This is a genomic window from Stenotrophomonas sp. STEN038, from assembly GCF_056759895.1.
The window spans coordinates 60,273-77,025 of record NZ_JBRRDW010000013.1 but is presented as its reverse complement, the minus strand read 5'-3'; the positions used below and the strand labels follow the sequence as shown (position 1 = coordinate 77,025).

Annotated in this window: 9 protein-coding genes; 4 read left to right on the top strand and 5 right to left on the bottom strand. The window is 65.1% G+C overall.

Going from position 1 to position 16,753, the window contains the following annotated elements; genetic code table 11:
- The first annotated feature begins 1 nt into the window (after position 1).
- The 3 genes from ACVOLS_RS07705 to ACVOLS_RS07695 are packed head-to-tail and all read left to right on the top strand — an operon-like array spanning position 2 to position 5,153.
- Positions 2 to 1,588 (top strand): aldehyde dehydrogenase (NADP(+)), encoded by a 1,587-nt coding sequence (locus ACVOLS_RS07705; protein ID WP_481545131.1) that lies wholly within the window; start codon positions 2 to 4, stop codon positions 1,586 to 1,588.
- Positions 1,585 to 2,787: a M24 family metallopeptidase gene (locus ACVOLS_RS07700; RefSeq protein ID WP_481545130.1), complete on the top strand. Its 1,203-nt coding sequence runs from the start codon at positions 1,585 to 1,587 to the stop codon at positions 2,785 to 2,787. The genes ACVOLS_RS07705 and ACVOLS_RS07700 overlap by 4 nt, the downstream gene beginning before the upstream one ends.
- 26 nt (positions 2,788 to 2,813) lie before the next feature.
- Positions 2,814 to 5,153, top strand: coding sequence for a S9 family peptidase (locus ACVOLS_RS07695; RefSeq protein WP_481545129.1), 2,340 nt, complete (start codon positions 2,814 to 2,816; stop codon positions 5,151 to 5,153).
- Positions 5,154 to 5,657: 504 nt separating this feature from the next.
- On the opposite strand, the gene ACVOLS_RS07690 is transcribed toward ACVOLS_RS07695, so the two are convergent.
- Complete coding sequence (locus tag ACVOLS_RS07690) at positions 5,658 to 8,450, bottom strand: TonB-dependent receptor plug domain-containing protein (RefSeq protein WP_481545128.1); 2,793 nt, start codon at positions 8,448 to 8,450, stop codon at positions 5,658 to 5,660.
- A gap of 196 nt (positions 8,451 to 8,646) precedes the next feature.
- On the opposite strand from ACVOLS_RS07690, the gene ACVOLS_RS07685 reads away from it, so the two are divergent.
- On the top strand, positions 8,647 to 10,062 hold the full coding sequence (locus tag ACVOLS_RS07685) for a coniferyl aldehyde dehydrogenase (protein ID WP_481545127.1): 1,416 nt from the start codon (positions 8,647 to 8,649) through the stop codon (positions 10,060 to 10,062).
- A gap of 291 nt (positions 10,063 to 10,353) precedes the next feature.
- Here ACVOLS_RS07685 and ACVOLS_RS07680 read toward each other — a convergent pair whose 3' ends face one another.
- The 4 genes from ACVOLS_RS07680 to ACVOLS_RS07665 form a co-directional block, all read right to left on the bottom strand.
- Positions 10,354 to 11,316 (bottom strand): transaldolase, encoded by a 963-nt coding sequence (locus tag ACVOLS_RS07680; protein WP_481545126.1) that lies wholly within the window; start codon positions 11,314 to 11,316, stop codon positions 10,354 to 10,356.
- 13 nt (positions 11,317 to 11,329) lie between these two features.
- A complete protein-coding gene (locus tag ACVOLS_RS07675) occupies positions 11,330 to 12,523 on the bottom strand; it encodes a CoA transferase (protein WP_481545125.1) in 1,194 nt (397 codons plus the stop codon).
- Between the two features lie 162 nt (positions 12,524 to 12,685).
- Complete coding sequence (locus ACVOLS_RS07670; RefSeq protein WP_481545124.1) at positions 12,686 to 14,542, bottom strand: glycoside hydrolase family 127 protein; 1,857 nt, start codon at positions 14,540 to 14,542, stop codon at positions 12,686 to 12,688.
- Complete coding sequence (locus tag ACVOLS_RS07665; RefSeq protein WP_481545123.1) at positions 14,539 to 16,728, bottom strand: formylglycine-generating enzyme family protein; 2,190 nt, start codon at positions 16,726 to 16,728, stop codon at positions 14,539 to 14,541. The genes ACVOLS_RS07670 and ACVOLS_RS07665 overlap by 4 nt, the downstream gene beginning before the upstream one ends.
- Between the last annotated feature and the right edge of the window lie 25 nt (positions 16,729 to 16,753).

Here is a 16,753-nt window from a genome sequence, read left to right as displayed (position 1 = left end):
TATGGTCGCGCCGCTACTTATCGCAGGCCAATGGCGTGCCGCAGACAATTGCACGGGCAGCTTCCGCGCAATCGATCCCTCCTCCGGGCAGGCCATTGGCGTTGAATTTCCGCGCAGCGGCGCGGCCGATGTGGAACAGGCGCTGGCTGCTGCCAGCGCCGCTGCACCATTGTTGGCGGCGGTTGAGCCGTCACGCATTGCTGCGTTCCTTGAAGGCTATGCGGCCGCGTTGGAGGCCGATGTAGAAGCGCTGGTGGCGCTGGCCCATGCCGAGACTGGCTTGCCGGCAGCCACCCGCCTGCGCGGCAACGAACTGCCGCGTACCTGCAACCAGCTGCGTCTGGCCGCACAGGCGGCACGCAGCGCCAGTTGGACCCGCCCGATAGTCGACACTGCCGCAGGTCTGCGTTCCTGTCATGCCCCGCTGGGCAAGCCGGTACTGGTATTCGGGCCGAACAATTTCCCGTTCGCCTTCAATGCGGTTTCGGGTGGCGACTTCGCTGCCGCCATCGCTGCGCGCAACCCGGTGATCGCCAAGGCACACCCGTCGCACCCGGGCACCAGCCAGCGCCTGGCCGAACACGCGCAGCGCGCCGCCGAAGCCGTCGGTTTGCCGGCTGCAACGGTGCAACTGCTGTACGACATGGCAGCGCCATTGGGGCTGACGATGGCCGCAGACTCGCGTCTAGGGGCGATTGCCTTTACCGGCAGCCGAGCTGGCGGGTTGGCCTTGAAGCAGTCCGCCGATGCCGCGGGAACGCCGTTCTTCGGTGAGTTGTCCAGCCTCAATCCGGTGTTCCTGCTGCCGGGGGCATTGGCCGAACGTGGCGCGGCGCTGGCGGACGAGTTCAGCGGCTCCTGCCTGCTCGGCAGTGGCCAGTTCTGCACCAACCCGGGCTTGGTGATCGTGCCGCGTGGCGTAGCCGGTGATGGGTTCGTCGAACAGGTGTGTCGCCGTTTTGTCGAAACCACGCCGCAGCTGCTGCTTTCTCCGGCGGTGCTGGCATCGCTGCGCCATTCGATCACCGCCCTGCGCGATGCAGGCGCTCGCCTGCTGTGTGGCGGTGCGCCGGGCAGTGTGGGTGTCACCCATGCGCCGACCCTGTTCGAAGTCGACGCCGGGGCATTCCTGGCTGCGCCATCGGGCTTCCAGGTCGAGGCCTTCGGCCCCAGCAGTCTGCTGCTGCGGGTAGATGATGTGGCGCAGATGCAGGCGATCGCCGCAAGCCTGGAAGGCCAGCTCACCGGCACCCTGTACCGCGCCAACGACGGCAGCGATGATGCGGCATGGCAGTCAGTGGCTGAGCTATTGCGACCGCGGGTGGGACGGCTGATCTGCAACCGCATGCCGACCGGCGTGCTGGTCAGCCCAGCGCAGCAGCACGGTGGGCCGTTTCCTGCATCCACCCAGCCCGCTTTCACCGCGGTGGGCCTGCCGGCGGCAATCCTGCGCTTCAGCGCCCTGCAGGCATACGACAATGTGCCCGATGCGTTGCTCCCGACCGAGCTGCGCGACCGCAACCCCGGTGGCTTGCTGCGTTGGATCGACCAGCGTTGGACCACCGACGACATTGGAGCCTCGCGATGAACGCACAGATCGGACATCTCACCCTCGAACAGGCACGCGCCCAGCTGGTGCCGTGGCCGCACCGCGCGCCGGCCATCAGTGCCGAGGAGCGCGCACAGCGCCTGCAGCGTGCACGCACGCTGATGCGCGAGCAGGGCGTGGATGCGCTGCTGGTCAGCGCCGGCAGCTCGCTGCGCTGGTTCTGCGGCGTGCCGTGGGGTGGCACGGAGCGGTTGGTGGCGCTGTTGTTGACGCTGGAGGGCGAGCCGTTGCTGATCTGCCCCGCGTTCGAGGAAGGTTCGTTGGATGCGGTGCTGCGCATCGCGGTTGGCAAGCGGCTGTGGGAAGAGCACGAAGATCCACATGCGGTGGTGGCCGCGGCCATGGCAGAGCGCGGCGCACGGACACTGGCACTGGACCCGGAGGCACCGTTCCGCATCCAGGTCGGCTTGGCTGCACATCTGGGTGCGGCGTCCATCCACTCGGCGGCAACCATCATCGATGGCTGCCGCATGTGCAAGTCGCCGGCCGAGCTCGCCTTGATGCAGCAGGCCTGCGACATGACCCTGTTCGTGCAGCAGTTGGCGGCCGGCATCGCCCATGAAGGCATCGGCACCGACACTCTGGTGCGCTTCATCGATGAGGCGCACCGCGCCTTGGGTGCCGATGGCGGTTCCACCTTCTGCATCGTGCAGTTCGGCCATGCGACGGCCTTCCCGCACGGCATTCCCGGCGTGCAGCACCTGCGTCGCGGTGAGCTGGTGCTGATCGATACCGGCTGTGCGGTGCAGGGCTACAACTCGGATATCACCCGCACCTGGATCTTCGGTGAGCCCGATGCCGAGCAGTTGCGGATCTGGAACCTGGAGCGTGCGGCGCAGCAGGCCGCGTTCGATGCGGTACGTCCGGGCGTGCCCTGCGAGGTGGTTGATCAGGCCGCGCGCACGGTGTTGGAGGCGGCCGGTCTCGGCCCGGACTACAGGCTGCCGGGGCTGCCACACCGCACCGGCCACGGTTGCGGTCTCGCCATCCATGAAGCGCCGTATCTGGTGCGCGGCAATGCGTTGCCGCTGGCGCCGGGCATGTGTTGCAGCAACGAACCGATGATCGTGGTGCCAGGCAGCTTCGGCGTGCGTCTGGAAGATCACTTCTACGTGACCGCCGAGGGCGCGCGCTGGTTCACTCCGCCATCGCCGGCCATCGACCGGCCATTTGCCTGACCTTTGAACGCAAGGAGACACGCTGCATGCTTCGATCCGGGAGAATCCACCATCACGCCCGTTTGCTGGTGCTTGGCGTGATCTGCGCCGCTTCACCGTTGCTGGCACAGGCGACCGCGCCACCGGCCCCGGACGAGGCCGCCTTCAGCCGTTCGCTGCAGCTGCGCGAGCAGTGGATGTACCTGACCCAGGGCCTGGCCGGGCCTGCGACCTGGACGGATGCGCAGCGCTATCGCTACCGGCGTACCGTGCCGGGCGGCTTCGAGTTCGTGAGCCGCAGCATGGGTCAGGCGCAGGCCGAGCCGGCCTTCGATCAAACGCGTTTGGCGACGGCACTGTCGCCGCTGCTGGGGCGCAGCGTGGATGGTCGTCGCCTGCCGTTCTCCGATTACACGCTGGAAGACGATGGCCGCGCCTTGCGTGCCTGGGTGGATGGCGGCTGGATGCGTTGCGAGCTGGCAGAGGCCCATCGCTGTGCGCGCTGGAGCGAGCCCGGACCGAGTCCGCGCCCGCGTGGCTGGGGCGTGGTGCGAGACCTGTCGGTGGCTGCCGACGATACGCCGCAACGTTCGCCGGATGGACGCCATGAGGCGCAGGTGCGCGATGCCAGCGTGATCGTGCGCAATCTCGCTGATGGCAGTGTGCGGGTGTTGGCGCGCGACGGCACGGCCACCGATTTCTATGATCCGGAAAGCATCATCTGGTCACCGGATTCCTCGCGTTTCATGCTGTTGCGGGTCACGCCCGGCTACCCGCGGCAGGTAACGCGGGTGGAAACCGCGCCGCGTGACCAGCTGCAGCCGCGGGTACGCACCCAGTTGTATCCAAAGGCCGGCGATCCGGTCGATATCGATCGCCCGGTGATCTTCGAAGTGGACAGTGGCAGGCGCATCGAGGTGCCGACGACGCTGTTCGCCAATGCCTACGAGATCACCACGCCACAGTTCCGCGCCGATGGCAGGACCCTGGTGTTCCGCTATACGGCGCGTGGCCATCAACAGGTGCGCCTGATCGAAGTGGATGCGCATAGCGGCAAGTCGCGCAGCGTGGTTGAGGAGAACAGCAAGACGTTCGTCAACAGCTGGTGGTACCGCGCCGAGTTCCATGATGTCGGCAAGCGTGGCGAGCAGATCGTGTGGATGTCCGAGCGCGATGGCTGGAACCACCTGTACATGGTGAACGGCCGTAGTGGCCGCCTGCAGCAGTTGACCCGCGGCCCGTGGGTGGTGCGGCAGATCATCAAGGTCGATGACGCGCGCCGGCAGATCTGGTTTGCCGCCAACGGTCGTGAGCCGGGCGACCCGTATATGCAGCACTTCTATCGTATCGACTTTGACGGCCGCAACCTGCAGCACATGACGCCGGGCGATGGCTGGCATGAGATCAGTCTGTCACCGGACAACAACCATTACGTCGATACCTGGTCGCGGCTGGATCAGCCCAACATCAGCGAGCTGCGCGATGCGCGCGACGGTAAGCTGTTGCAGACCATCGAACGTGGCGATGCCAGCGCGCTGTTCGCCGCCGGCTACCGCGCACCGGAAACCTTCTCTGCACCCGGCCGCGACGGCAGTACGCCGATCTGGGGGCTGGTGGTACGCCCAAGCAACTACGACCCCGCACTGCGCTATCCGGTGATCGAGAGCATTTACGCCGGCCCGCATGATGCTTCGGTGCAGAAAAAATTCTGGCCGTTCGACTCGCAGTCCAGCAACGAGCGGTTGATCGGCCTGCAGGCGTTGGCGGACCTGGGCTTCATCGTGGTCGAGATCGATGGCATGGGTACGATGAACCGCTCCAAGGCCTTCCACGATGTAGCCTGGAAGAACCTTGGCGATGCCGGCTTCCCCGATCGCATCGCCTGGCACAAGGCGATGGCGGCGCGTGATGCGTCCTATGACATCAGTGCCGGCGTCGGTATCTACGGCGCCTCGGCGGGCGGCCAGAACGCGCTCAACGCGCTGCAGTTCCATCCGCAGTTCTACAAGGTGGCGGTGGCCTACAACGGCTGCTATGACAACCGCATGGACAAGCTCAGCTGGAACGAGCAGTGGCTGGGCTGGCCGGTGGACGCCAGCTACAGCCGCGCGTCGGGCGTGGACAATGCGTCGCTGTTGCAGGGCAAGCTGCTGTTGATCGTCGGTGAGCAGGACGAGAACGTTGATCCCGCCTCGACCTATCAGGTGGCTGACGCGCTGATCCGTGCCGGCAAGGATTTCGACCTGCTTGCGGTGCCGGGCACCGGTCACGGCGTGGGCCGTTCGCAGGAGCCGGTGGATTACATCCAGCGCCGCAAGTTCGATTTCTTCGTGCGCCACCTGCGCGGTCTGGCGACGCCGGATTGGAATCAGAAAGCTTCGCCATAGGCGATGCGTCGGTTGAGATGGACCGTGTCTGTCTCATCGTGCCTTGCTTGCGCTTCGCGTCCCTCTCCCCAACCCTCGCCCCGCGCCCCGGCCCTTGCGCAAGCGCAAGCGCAAGGTCGTTCAAGGTGCTACGAACCTTCGGTTCGTCAGCCGGCCCCTTTCACCGCGCAAGGGGAGAGGGCCTAGAACCGCAGACGCACGCATTGCTGGAACTCGCAATGCACCAAGCCCCTCTGCCCTTGCGGGGGAGGGGCTGGGGAGAGGGTGGCGCGAAGCGCGCATACGCAGCCAGCAAAGCGAACGACCACCTGCATGGCGATATCGGAACAGGAACCATCAGTCTGCTGGCAATCAGCAGGCTCTCTCATCCCGGCTGCGCTGCGCTTACCCGGGCCACGAAGTCTGCATCGCATGGTTCGATCAACTCGCCGATTCCATGCAAAAAGAAACCACCGCAGCGACAAGGCACTGCGGTGGTTGAGGGAATCAATCAGCCAGCGGGTTCTATAGTTTGTATTCCACCGTCATGAAGTACTCGGTGCCCACCGGGTTGTACTTGCTGATGTCCGCATACGGCCACCATTTCTCCGACGAGTGCCGGTAGGGCGTCTTGTCGAACAGGTTGACCACCGCCAGGTTGAAGGACAGCTGTTCGGTGGCGCGATAACCCAGCGACAGGTTCACCGTCATCCACGGTTTGAAGCGTTCGTACTGGTCGGCCCAACGCACCGGCGAGGAGCCGAGGCGGTTGAAGTGCAGGTAGCTGGAGAAGCGCTTGTACTCCCAGCCAAGGGTCATGTTGGAGCGGGTGCGGAATTCGCTGTTCCACTGCCGGTCGCGGATGTTCTCCACTTCGTCCTCGGGCAGGTAGCGGCTCAAGGTCTTGAGGATGTGGGTATAGCTCAGGCGTGCGGAGAACTTGCCCCAGTTGTCGGTGGGCAGGCTTGAGCTCCAGCTCGCATCAATGCCGTTCTGCTGGTACATGCCGGTATTGAACGGGCTGGTGATCACCGACAGCACGTCGTTGTTGCGACCACCGCGCTCCACCCGCGCCAACATGGTCTGGCACTTGGGCGAGTTGGGGTCCACGTCCAGACCTTGCTGGTCGTAACCCAGCGCGCACTCGGCGGCGTAGCGCAGGGTCGCGTCGGCACCGATCAGGCCCACCTGTTCTTCCAGCTTGATGCGGTACCAGTCCAGCGTGAATGAGTGGTTCTGGCCAATCTGCGCGACCATGCCGATGGTGTCGCTGCTGCCTCTTTCCTCATGCAGGCCAGGGTCGCCTTCGGAGTACTGGCGGATCGAGCCGGTCCCGTAATCATTGCCGCAGGCCTGCCAACTCTGCCCGCGCTGCAGGCCTTCGCCCTGCACGCAGCCGAGGTAATCAACTCCGCTGGTATAGGACGAGCTGCGTTCGGCGAACATCACGTGCATGTCCGGTGCGCGGAAGGAGGTGGCATGCGAGGCACGGAACAACAGCCAATCACTCGGCCGCCAGCTCAGGCCGGCCTGCCAGGTGAACGCGCCACCGACATCGGAGGCATCGTCGTAGTGGTCGTAGCGTGCGGCCAGCTTGGCGTCCCATTGGCCGAAACCGGAACCCGCCGCCAGCAACGGCACCGAGAACTCCGTGCCCAGCGCGTAGTGGTTGCGCTTGCCCTTGCCACGGATGCCGCTCCAGCCGTAGATCTCGCCATCTACAGTGGGCTGGTCGGTGATGAAGCGGTAGCTGTCGCGCGTAGCTTCCAGCACGCCAGCGAACGCCAGCGGACCGGCCGGCAACTCGAACAGGCTGCCGGACAGGTCGGCACTGAACGACTGCGAAGTCGAGCGGCCATCGCCAACCGAGGTATGCATGGCGTCGCGGAACATCTCCGGCGACAGATCACCAAAGAAGTCGATGTTGGCGTTCGGCGCATGGTTGGCATCAAGCTGGCTCTTGCCTACCTGCACCCAGCGACTGCCCGCCCACGGGAAAGACCAGTCGCGGCCTTGCTGGCCGAACATCAGCGACAGCATCGCCTTGTCGTTGAAGCGTTCCACCGTATCCCGGTAACGGTAGCGGCCGTAGTTGTAGTTCACGCTGTAGTCGAACTTGCCCAGCGCACCGCGCAGGCCGGCGATGATGACGTCGTTGTCTTCCTTGAATTCCTGGTTGCTGCCGGGGAATTCATCGTTGCGGAAGGTACGGTAGGCGTGGCGCCACGCAATCGGGTTGGGCTGGGCGGCCTGCATGTCGTCGACCACTTCGTAGTCCACCGCGAAGCCGTAGCGGTACATGCCGGCCTCGGCGCGTGAGCGGGTGCTCAGCGCGGTCGCATACAGCTCGTGCTCGCCGAGCTGGTGGGTCAGGTTGAGGAAGCCGAACAGGCGCTTGCGGCCGTTGCGGATGGTGTAGCTGTCGAAATCGTTGTCGCCGCAATACTTCTCGCTGCCGCTGCCGCTTCCGGCCCAGCCGGGCCGTACCGAGTCATAGCCCTGGGCCTGGCAGCGCGGAGTCAGGTCCAGCAGGTCCCAACCGGTATCGCGGTCCCAGAACGACATCACCTGGGTAGCACCACGATAATCAGGGTCGGGCGAGCGTTCGGGCGAGTCGAACCAGTCGCGCTGATTGCCCTTGATCGCCCAGCGGCGATCCCATTCCAGGCCAGCGGTGACCTGGGTATCACCGAGCTCGAAGCCGCTGGTGACCGAGACGCGCTCGGAGCGGCCGCCGCCGTGCACGGTATCGCCATGCCGATAGGAGAGGGTGGTGCCCTCGAGCTTGTCCTTGAGGATCACGTTGACCACGCCGGCGACCGCATCGGAGCCGTAGATGGCCGAGGCGCCGCTGGTCAGGATCTCGATGCGGTCCACCGCCGAGGTGGGAATCATCGCCAGGTTGGTGACGTTGCCGCTGACCGTGCCGGATGGCTTGGGCAGCATCGGAATACGCCGGCCGTTGAGCAGCACCAGCGTGTAGCCGGGGCCGAAGCCGCGCAGGTTCAAGGCCTGTGCATTGGCGTTGAAGTTGTTGGTGCTTTCCTCGCCGACGAACACGCCGGTATTGGCGGTGATGTTGGACAGCGCATCGTAGACATTGGCAAAGCCCTGATGCTCCAGGTCCTCGGCGGTGATCATCTGCACCGGATCGATGCCTTCGATCTCGGTGCGCTTGATGCGCGAGCCGGTGACCTCGACCTTGTCCAGCGTCCTGGCCCCCTCGCCAGTGGTGTTTTGCTGGGCCATGGCCAGGCCCGGTAACAGCGCCAGACCAATGGCCGTGGCGATGGTGCAGCGTTTCGGTAAACCCCTCATACTCCCTCCCGAGTGTGGCGTTTGTTTGGCGGTTCTAGTGCCGCCGTGTCGGGCGCAATGGCGCCTTTTTCCATGGTGTTGAAGGCGGGGCGGGGCCGATAGCACGAAAGGCCGGGGACGAATGCGGAACTCCGCACAGCCCCTGCACAGGTATGCGAAGCCGGCAGCGCGATCCCGCGTTACCGGAGCAATGCCGATGAATCCAGTGGTTCCACAGAGCGAAGACCTGCAGTCCGTGCTGACCCGGCTGCGTGGCGCCTGGCAGCAGCACAAGCCGGACTACACACAGCGTCGGGAGGATCTGCGTCGTCTGCGCGCCGCGTTCAAGGCGCGTATTCCGGAGATGACCGAGGCGATTGCCGCCGACTTTGGCCATCGCTCCAAACACGAATCGGTGATCGCCGATGGCATGACCGTCACTGGCGAGATCGACCATCTGCTCTCGCACCTGCGCGGCTGGATGAAGCCGGAACGGATTGGTGTTGGCTGGCGCTTCTGGCCGGCACGGGCGCAGGTGCGGCCGGTGCCGGTGGGCGTGGTCGGGGTGATCTCGCCATGGAATTATCCGGTCAATCTGGCGCTGGTGCCGCTGGCAACCGCGATTGCTGCTGGCAACCACGTGATGCTCAAACCATCGGAGCACACGCCGAACAGTTCTGCCTTCCTGCAGTCCTTGTTGGCCGAGATGTTTCCCGCCGATCGGGTCGCGGTTGTGCAGGGTGATGCCAGTGTGGCATCGGCGTTCTCCGGCCTGCCGTTCGACCACTTGGTGTTCACCGGTTCCACTGCGATTGGCCGCAAGGTGATGGCGGCCGCTGCGCAGCATCTGACACCGTTGACGCTTGAGCTTGGCGGTAAATCGCCAGCGCTGGTGGCAGCGGATTATCCAGTGGAAGGTGCAGCAGCACGCTTGGCCACCGGCAAGTGGTTCAACGCCGGCCAGACCTGCATCGCACCGGACTACGTGTTGATCGATGAAGCGCGTATTGATGCGCTGGTTGCCGCGCTGCGTGCACAGGTGCGGCTGCGCTACGGCGATTTCAGCGATGCATCCGATTACAGCCGCATCATCAACGAAGGCCAGTACCAGCGCCTGCAGGGCTATGTGGATGACGCGCGTGCGCGTGGCCTGCGGGTGTTGCCGTTGGCCGATATCGATGCCGAGCGTTCGCGCAGCGAGCGCTTGTTCCCGCCGACCTTGATCCTGCAACCGGGCGATGACGCGACGGTGATGCAGGACGAGATCTTCGGGCCGATCCTGCCGATCCGCAGCTATCGCTCACTGGACGAGGCCATCGCCACCATCAATGGTCGCGAGCGGCCGCTGGCCTTGTATCCCTTCAGCCATGACAAGGCGACGGTGGAGAAGATCGTTGGCCAGACCATTGCCGGTGGCGTCACCGTCAACGACACCTTGCTGCATTTCGCGATCAACGGTTTGCCGTTTGGTGGCGTTGGAGCGAGTGGTATGGGTGCTTATCACGGCAAGGCCGGCTTCGATGCGATGAGCAAGCGTCTGCCGGTGCTATGGCAAACCCGCCGGGCCGGCAGTGATCTGCTGCGGCCGCCTTACACACGGGTCGCGCGTTTCATCGAGATGATTTCGCGCTGAGGGAGAAAAGCCGCAACCAGGCACAGGGGGCCGGCTGCGGTGACCCCGGCACGAGGGAGAGGGAGCCGGGTGTCGAAAAGCGTGGTGAAAACAAAGCCTGCAAGTAGCATGCGATCTGAAAGCCCCTCTCCCGCGCGCGGGAGAGGGGTTGGGGTGAGGGCGCTTTTAGAGCACGTAGAGCAAAAGCTTTTAAAAGCTTTAGAAGCTCCCCTCATCCGCCCCTTCGGGGCACCTTCTCCCGCAGGCGGGAGAAGGGAGGTATCAAGCACTACGTTTGTCGGCCAGCTCCGCTCAGCCGCCCAACTCATCCGCAATCCGCTGACGCAAGGTCTGCAGGTCCTTGGCAAACGCCTCAATACCGGTAGCCAGCTTCTCGGTGGCCATCGGATCAGCCGCCATATCCGCATCAAACTTCGCTTCATCAATCGCAGCAACGTTCACCGCTTCAGCAGCACCAGCGACCAGCTTGCGCGGCAGCTCGCCGAAATCAGCGCCCAGCGTCTCCAACAGATCCGGCGAGATGGTCAGGCGATCACAGCCGGCCAGCGCTTCAATCTGCGCGGTCGAACGGAACGAGGCACCCATGACAACGGTGTTGGAGCCGCGGCGCTTGAACTCTGCGAACACGCTGCGCACGAACACCACGCCCGGGTCTTCGTCGATGTTGGCCGGGGTCTGGCCGTTGGCCACGTACCAGTCCAGGATGCGGCCGACGAACGGCGAGATCAGGAAGGAACCGGCTTCCGAGCAGGCCAGGGCCTGGGTCGGGTTGAAGATCAGGGTCAGGTTGCAGTCGATGCCTTCGGCCTGCAGCACCCGCGCGGCTTCCACGCCGGCCCAGGTGGCGGCGATCTTGATCAGCACCTTGCTGCGCGGCACGCCGGCCGCTTCGTACATGGCGATGAACTCGCGCGCCTTGGCAATCGTCGCTTCGGTGTTGTGCGCCTGGTCGGCATCCACTTCGGTGGACACGCGGCCCGGCACCAGCTCGGCCAGCATGGTGCCGACGCCGACGGTCAGGCGGTCAACCACGGCATTGGCGATGGCCTGCTTGTCACCGGATTGGGCACGGCCCCACTGCAGCTCGCGCTCGATCAGGCCGGCATAAACCGGCAGGTCGAGGGCTTTCTTCACCAGCGTCGGGTTGGTGGTGCAGTCGACCGGGCGCAGGCGCTTGATGGCGTCGTAATCGCCGGTATCGGCGACGACGACGGACAGTTCACGCAGCTGCGCGAGCTTGGATGCAGTGCTCATGATGTGCTCCGGATCAGGCGTTGGTGTCGCCAGCATCGGCGGCGGCGATGACAGCGGCGGTGTCCTGGTCGAAGGTCGGCGCGGCGAACGGCTGCGGGCCGGGGGTGCGACCAAACACGATGGGGCGGGTGATGCCGCGGTAGCTGCCCAGCAAGGGGTGCTGCAGCGTCGTGATCATTTCTTCGGCCAGCACCTGCGGGTGCTCGAACATGTCTTCGACCTTGCGCGCGGCCGCGCAGGGTACTTCTTCGCCGAACAGCGCTTCCCATTCCAGCGCACTGCGTGCAGCCAGTGCAGCATGCAGCTTGGCCAGCAGTTCGTCGGAATGCTCGGCGCGCTTGCGCACGGTGTCGTAGCGCGGATCGCTGCCCATTGCCGGCAGGCCGATCTTGTCGCACAACGCCTGCCAGAAGCGCGGCGTATTGGCCGAGATGTAGAGATGGCCCTGCGCGGTCGGGTGGATGCCGGTGACACCGCCCGAACGCATGTCGCGGCCCACGCCTTCCGGCTCGCCTTCGGCCCAGATCATCCGTGCCGATTGCATGGTCAGCGCGCTGCGCAGCAGCGACACGCCCACGTACTGGCCTTCGCCACTGCGTTCACGTTCGAACAATGCCGATGACACACCGGCAGCCACCAGCGCGGCGGCGTAGTAGTCGACCACCGAGCCGTACAGGATTTCCGGCGCACCGCCGGGCTTGCCCTGCATCGCGCACATGCCGGTCATGGTCTGCAGCACCTGGTCGTAGCCGGCCTTGTCCTTGAGCGGACCGTCCTCGCCGTAACCGGTGACCGCGCAATACACCAGGCGCGGATTGATCTTGTTCAGGCTGTCGAAATCGATGCCCAGACGGGCCGGCACGCTGGGGCGGAAGTTGTGCACCAGCACGTCGGCCTCGCGCACCAGGCGCATCAGCACCGCACGCTGGTCGGCTTCCTTCAGGTCCAGCACCACACCGCGCTTGGAGCGGTTCACGCCGAGGAAGGCACGGCTCTCGGCCTCCAGCGTGGACGGGTATTTGCGCAGGTTGTCGCCAACCGGCGGTTCCACCTTGATCACTTCCGCGCCCTGGTCGGCGAGCAGGGTGCAGCCGTACGGCCCGGCGATATAGGCGCTCAGGTCCAGCACGCGCACGCCGCTGAGCGGGCCACGGGCACCATCGCGCTGGGCGATGTCGAACGGAGATGGGTTGTTGCTTGCTGACATGGGCTGCACTCGAATCCTTGATTGCAGTTTCCTCCCGGTGGATGGGAAGAAACATATCGTGCGGGTATTTTCAGCGAGGACAAAAAGCAGGTATCGCGGTGTCATCGCCTTCAAAACCACCGCTGCCTTCACAGTTTCTGGTGACAGGCAGCGGTGACAGGCTTATTGCGGGGCCAGCGACAGCCAGCTCAGGCGCCAGACGTCGTGTTCGCGGCCACCACAGCGGTAGTAGGGCTCGAACACCAGCGGCGCGCGGCACTCCAGCTGCATCGTCACCGGCGCGCCTTCACCTTCGTCCTGGCCTACCTGCAGCCAGCGCGAAGGATCACCTTCCGGCAGCTTCACGGTTTCGTCTGTCTTGAAGCCATCGATCAGCGTGGTCGCATAGACCAGCGGGCCGTAGCTCAAGCCGACGTATTCCCAGCGCAGCACTTCCTGCGCCACCGGTGAACCGTCCGGTGCACGCGATTCCTGCACGTTGATGTTGGCGGCGCGGTGCAGCTGCGGCTGCATCGGCAGCTGTACCGTGACCAGGTCACCGGCCTGCCACTGGCGCTGCAGCTGCACGTAACCGTCCGCAGCGACCTGCACTGGCACGTTGACGCCGTTGACCTGGATGCGTGCGTCTTCAGCCCAGGCCGGGATGCGCAGGCCGATGCTGAAGCTGGCGCTCTGTTCAGGCATCACCCGCAGGCTGATATCGCCATTGAATGGATAGCGGGTCTGCTGCTGCAGCACCACCTTGCCAGCGTCTGCATGATTGAGCGTGGCTTCGCCGGCACCGTACAGGTTCACCCGCAGGCCGCCGTCGGCAGCGACGCCATAGGCGATCTGCGGCAGCTCTTCCACCGCCATCGCGCCGGACGACTTGCAGCAGCGCCAGTACGTCGTATGCACACGCTTGCCGTTGGGGAAGGTGTAGTAACACCAGTCCTCGCCGTTCGGTGCCATCGCCGCCAGCAGGTCGTTGTAGGCGGTGCGTTCCAGCTCGTCTGCGTAACGCGCGTGGCCGCTGATGGCCAGCAGCTCGCGGTTGAGCTGCATCCACGCCAGCACCGAGCAGGTTTCCACATAGGCCTGCGGGAAGAAGGTGCGCGGTGCGTTGAACACTTCGCGCGAACGATGCGCGACGCCGCCCCACGGGCCGCCGCCCAGGGTCAGGTGCTGCTCGCGGATGTTGTTCCACAGGTTGTCGATGGCCAGCTTGTAATCGGCCTTGCCGGTGGCCTTGTACAGCTTGGCCAGACCAACAAGATTCCACGACAGCTGGTAAGCCTTGCCGGTGGCGATGAAGGCCGCATCTTCGTTGGCGATGCCCTTGTCGAGCAGGGCCAGGCGCGGATTGGCGTTGGCCTGTTGCAGGATCTTCTCGGCGAGCGCCAGGTAACGCGGCTCGCCGGTGACCAGGTACAGGTCGGCGGCCGGGTCCAGCAGAACCGTCGCCGACATGCCGTGGTGGTTGCCCAGCGTGGTGATGTCGATGCCCGATTCGAGCGCCTGCCAGCACAGGTCGGCGATGCGCCGCGCGGCCTGCAGGTAACTGTCATCGCCCAGCGCACGCCAGGTTTCGAGGAAGCCGAGGATCAGGTAGCTGTGGGTCCAGATGTCCCAGGTGCGCAGCGCCGGTTCGCCGTTCCAGCTCTCGGGCTTTGGCGGCTGCGGCACGGTGAAGCGGCGGTCGGCGGCGTAGTTGCCGAGATAGCCGTCCTCATCCTGCTGGCTGATCAGCCAATCGGCGACGCGGCGCAGGTTGGCTTCCAGCTCGGGCTGGCTGCCCTGTGCGACTGCGCGCGCGGTGGCCGACAGCCACTTGCCGGCGTGCTCGCCGTACCAATCGCCTTCCTGGTTCTGCTGTTTGTGCGCCTGGCCGAAGATGCTGATCGACGGGCTGGCTTCATCGACGATGAAGTGGCTGAGGCGGCCGCTGCGGTTGGCCGCCAGCATCTGCCCAAACACCCCATCGAGCTTCACCGCAGCTGGTGTGACCAGCTGCTGGCCGCTGGTGATGGCCGCGGTCATGCCGCGTCCACCACGCAACGGAAGCCGAGCATGCCGCTGCGGTCCTTGGCCGGGGCCATCAGCAGGTACTTGCCGTGCTGGTCCAGGCGGTAGGCCTGCGGGAAATACCAATGCGAGGTCTGCGGCTGGTAGCTGGAGCCACCGCGCAGGATCGCCGCACGGGTGTGCTCGTCGACGAACTCATCGGTCCACTGCCACACGTTGCCGACCAGATCTTCGACGCCGAACGGGCTGGCGCCCTGCGGATGCGCATCGACATCGGCCGGGGCCAGCAGGCGGCGGCCACGGTTGACCTGCGGCACACGGCTCTGGTCCCAATCGTTGCCCCACGGATAGGTTCGGCCATCGTTGCCCTGCGCGGCGTACTGCCATTCCCATTCGTGCGGCAAGCGCTTGCCGGCCCACGCGGCGTAGGCGCGCGCATCTTCCGACGACACCCAGATCACCGGCTTGTTGTCCCAGCCGGCGCGCGGTGCGCCATCCACCCAATGGGCGAGGAAGTTGATGTCATCGGCCGGGTGATACGCGGTGGCATCGATGAAGGCCTTGAACTGCGCATTGGTGACCGGATGCCGATCGATATGGAACGCGGGCATCTGCATCAGCTTGCGGTGATGGCGACGCGGGCAGTCTTCCCACGGGAACTGCACGTCCTGGCCGGCCCAGTTGAAGCCTTCGATCTCGATGCCGCCGACTGCGAACACGAATTCGCCAGCCGGGATGGTGACCATGCCCTGCGGCGCGGCAGCCTGCGCGGTGGTGGCGGGAATCTCGCGCAGCTGCTGCGGGATTGCCTTCCAGGCGCCGGAGAAGCTGTTGAGCGGCTGTTCGGCGCGCTTTGTGGCTTCGGCCAGGAATGCGTCCAGACCGTCGACCGCAGTGCCCGGCTGCACGCTCAGCACCGCAGCAAAGCCACGCGCTTCCATCGGCAGTTCGATGATGGCCACGCCATCACGCACGGCCGGCGACAGCTCCACGCCGTGCCAGACATCGTAGTAACGGGTGCCGTCCACATGCGGCAGGCCGATCTGCTCACCGTTGACTGCGTACTCGTTGCGGTTGATGAACGTGTGCAGGCACTGGCCTTCGACCGGGAACTTGCTGGCGAAGATGCCGCCCTGGTAGCAGACCTGGTAGGGCTCCCAATCCATCGCCACGATCAGCGCCGGGAACTGGCGGTAGATGGCAGCGATGCGGCGCAGGGTTTCACCATCGCGCGCGGTGAACTGGTTCCAGATGCCCCAGATGTTCTCCCAGGCGTTGTAGCCGATGCCGTTGAAGAAGCAGTACTGCAGGTCGTGGTTGCGGTTGCGCCCCCAACGGTTTTCGTAATTGACCATGTGGCGCGGCTCCAGCCACTTCCACTTGGACACCGGCGGCACCGGGCCGTCGGGCGCCTTCTTGCCCCAGCTCTGCACGTTCCAGATCAGCTGCTCTTCCGAGCTGATGGTCGATTCGGGCTGCACCACCACCGGGTTGCCGTTGGCATCGCAGGCGTCGAAGAACGCGCGCGGCACGCCGTTGAAGGTGTCGCCGTTGATACCGTCCGCGCCGGTGGCCTTGATGATCTCAGCCAAGCCATCCCAATGCGTCACGCCCGGATCGCGGGTGCCGTGGTCCCACGGCTTGGCGGGCAGGAACACGCGCACGCCGCGCTTCTGGAACGCCTTTACCGCGGCGGTCAAACCTTCGAGGCCGCCTGGCAGCGTGTGCGCCAGATCGAACTGGTTGCGGTCGTCGATGCCGATGTTCGGGTAGATGTACCAGATCAGTACCGAGTCCAGGCCGCCGAAGCGTTCGATCAGATCGTCCAGGTACTTGTCGACGGTGTACTGCGCGGTTTCCACGTCGAAGAAATAGCGGTCCTCGACCATCATCTGCGCGTGCACGAAGTTGCGCTGCGCCCACTGCAGTTCCGGGCGACGGTAGTTGACGTCGGTGTAGCCGATACGCACCAGGTGTTCCTGGCGCCAGTCCTTCAGCTCGGTCAACCAATCGGCGGCGCTGGCATTGGCATCGATCATCCAGCTGCCGATATCGGCGAACGGCCACGCCGGTGCCTTGCCCGGGGTGGGCAGGTAGCGGCCGGTGGTGACGTGCGAGAACTTGTACTCGGTGTGGATCACCTCACGCCCATGATCGGGGGAATCGTTGTCGTAATCGGGGGCGGGGTAGGGGGAGGTCATGGCAGTCATCCAACAAAAACGGGGG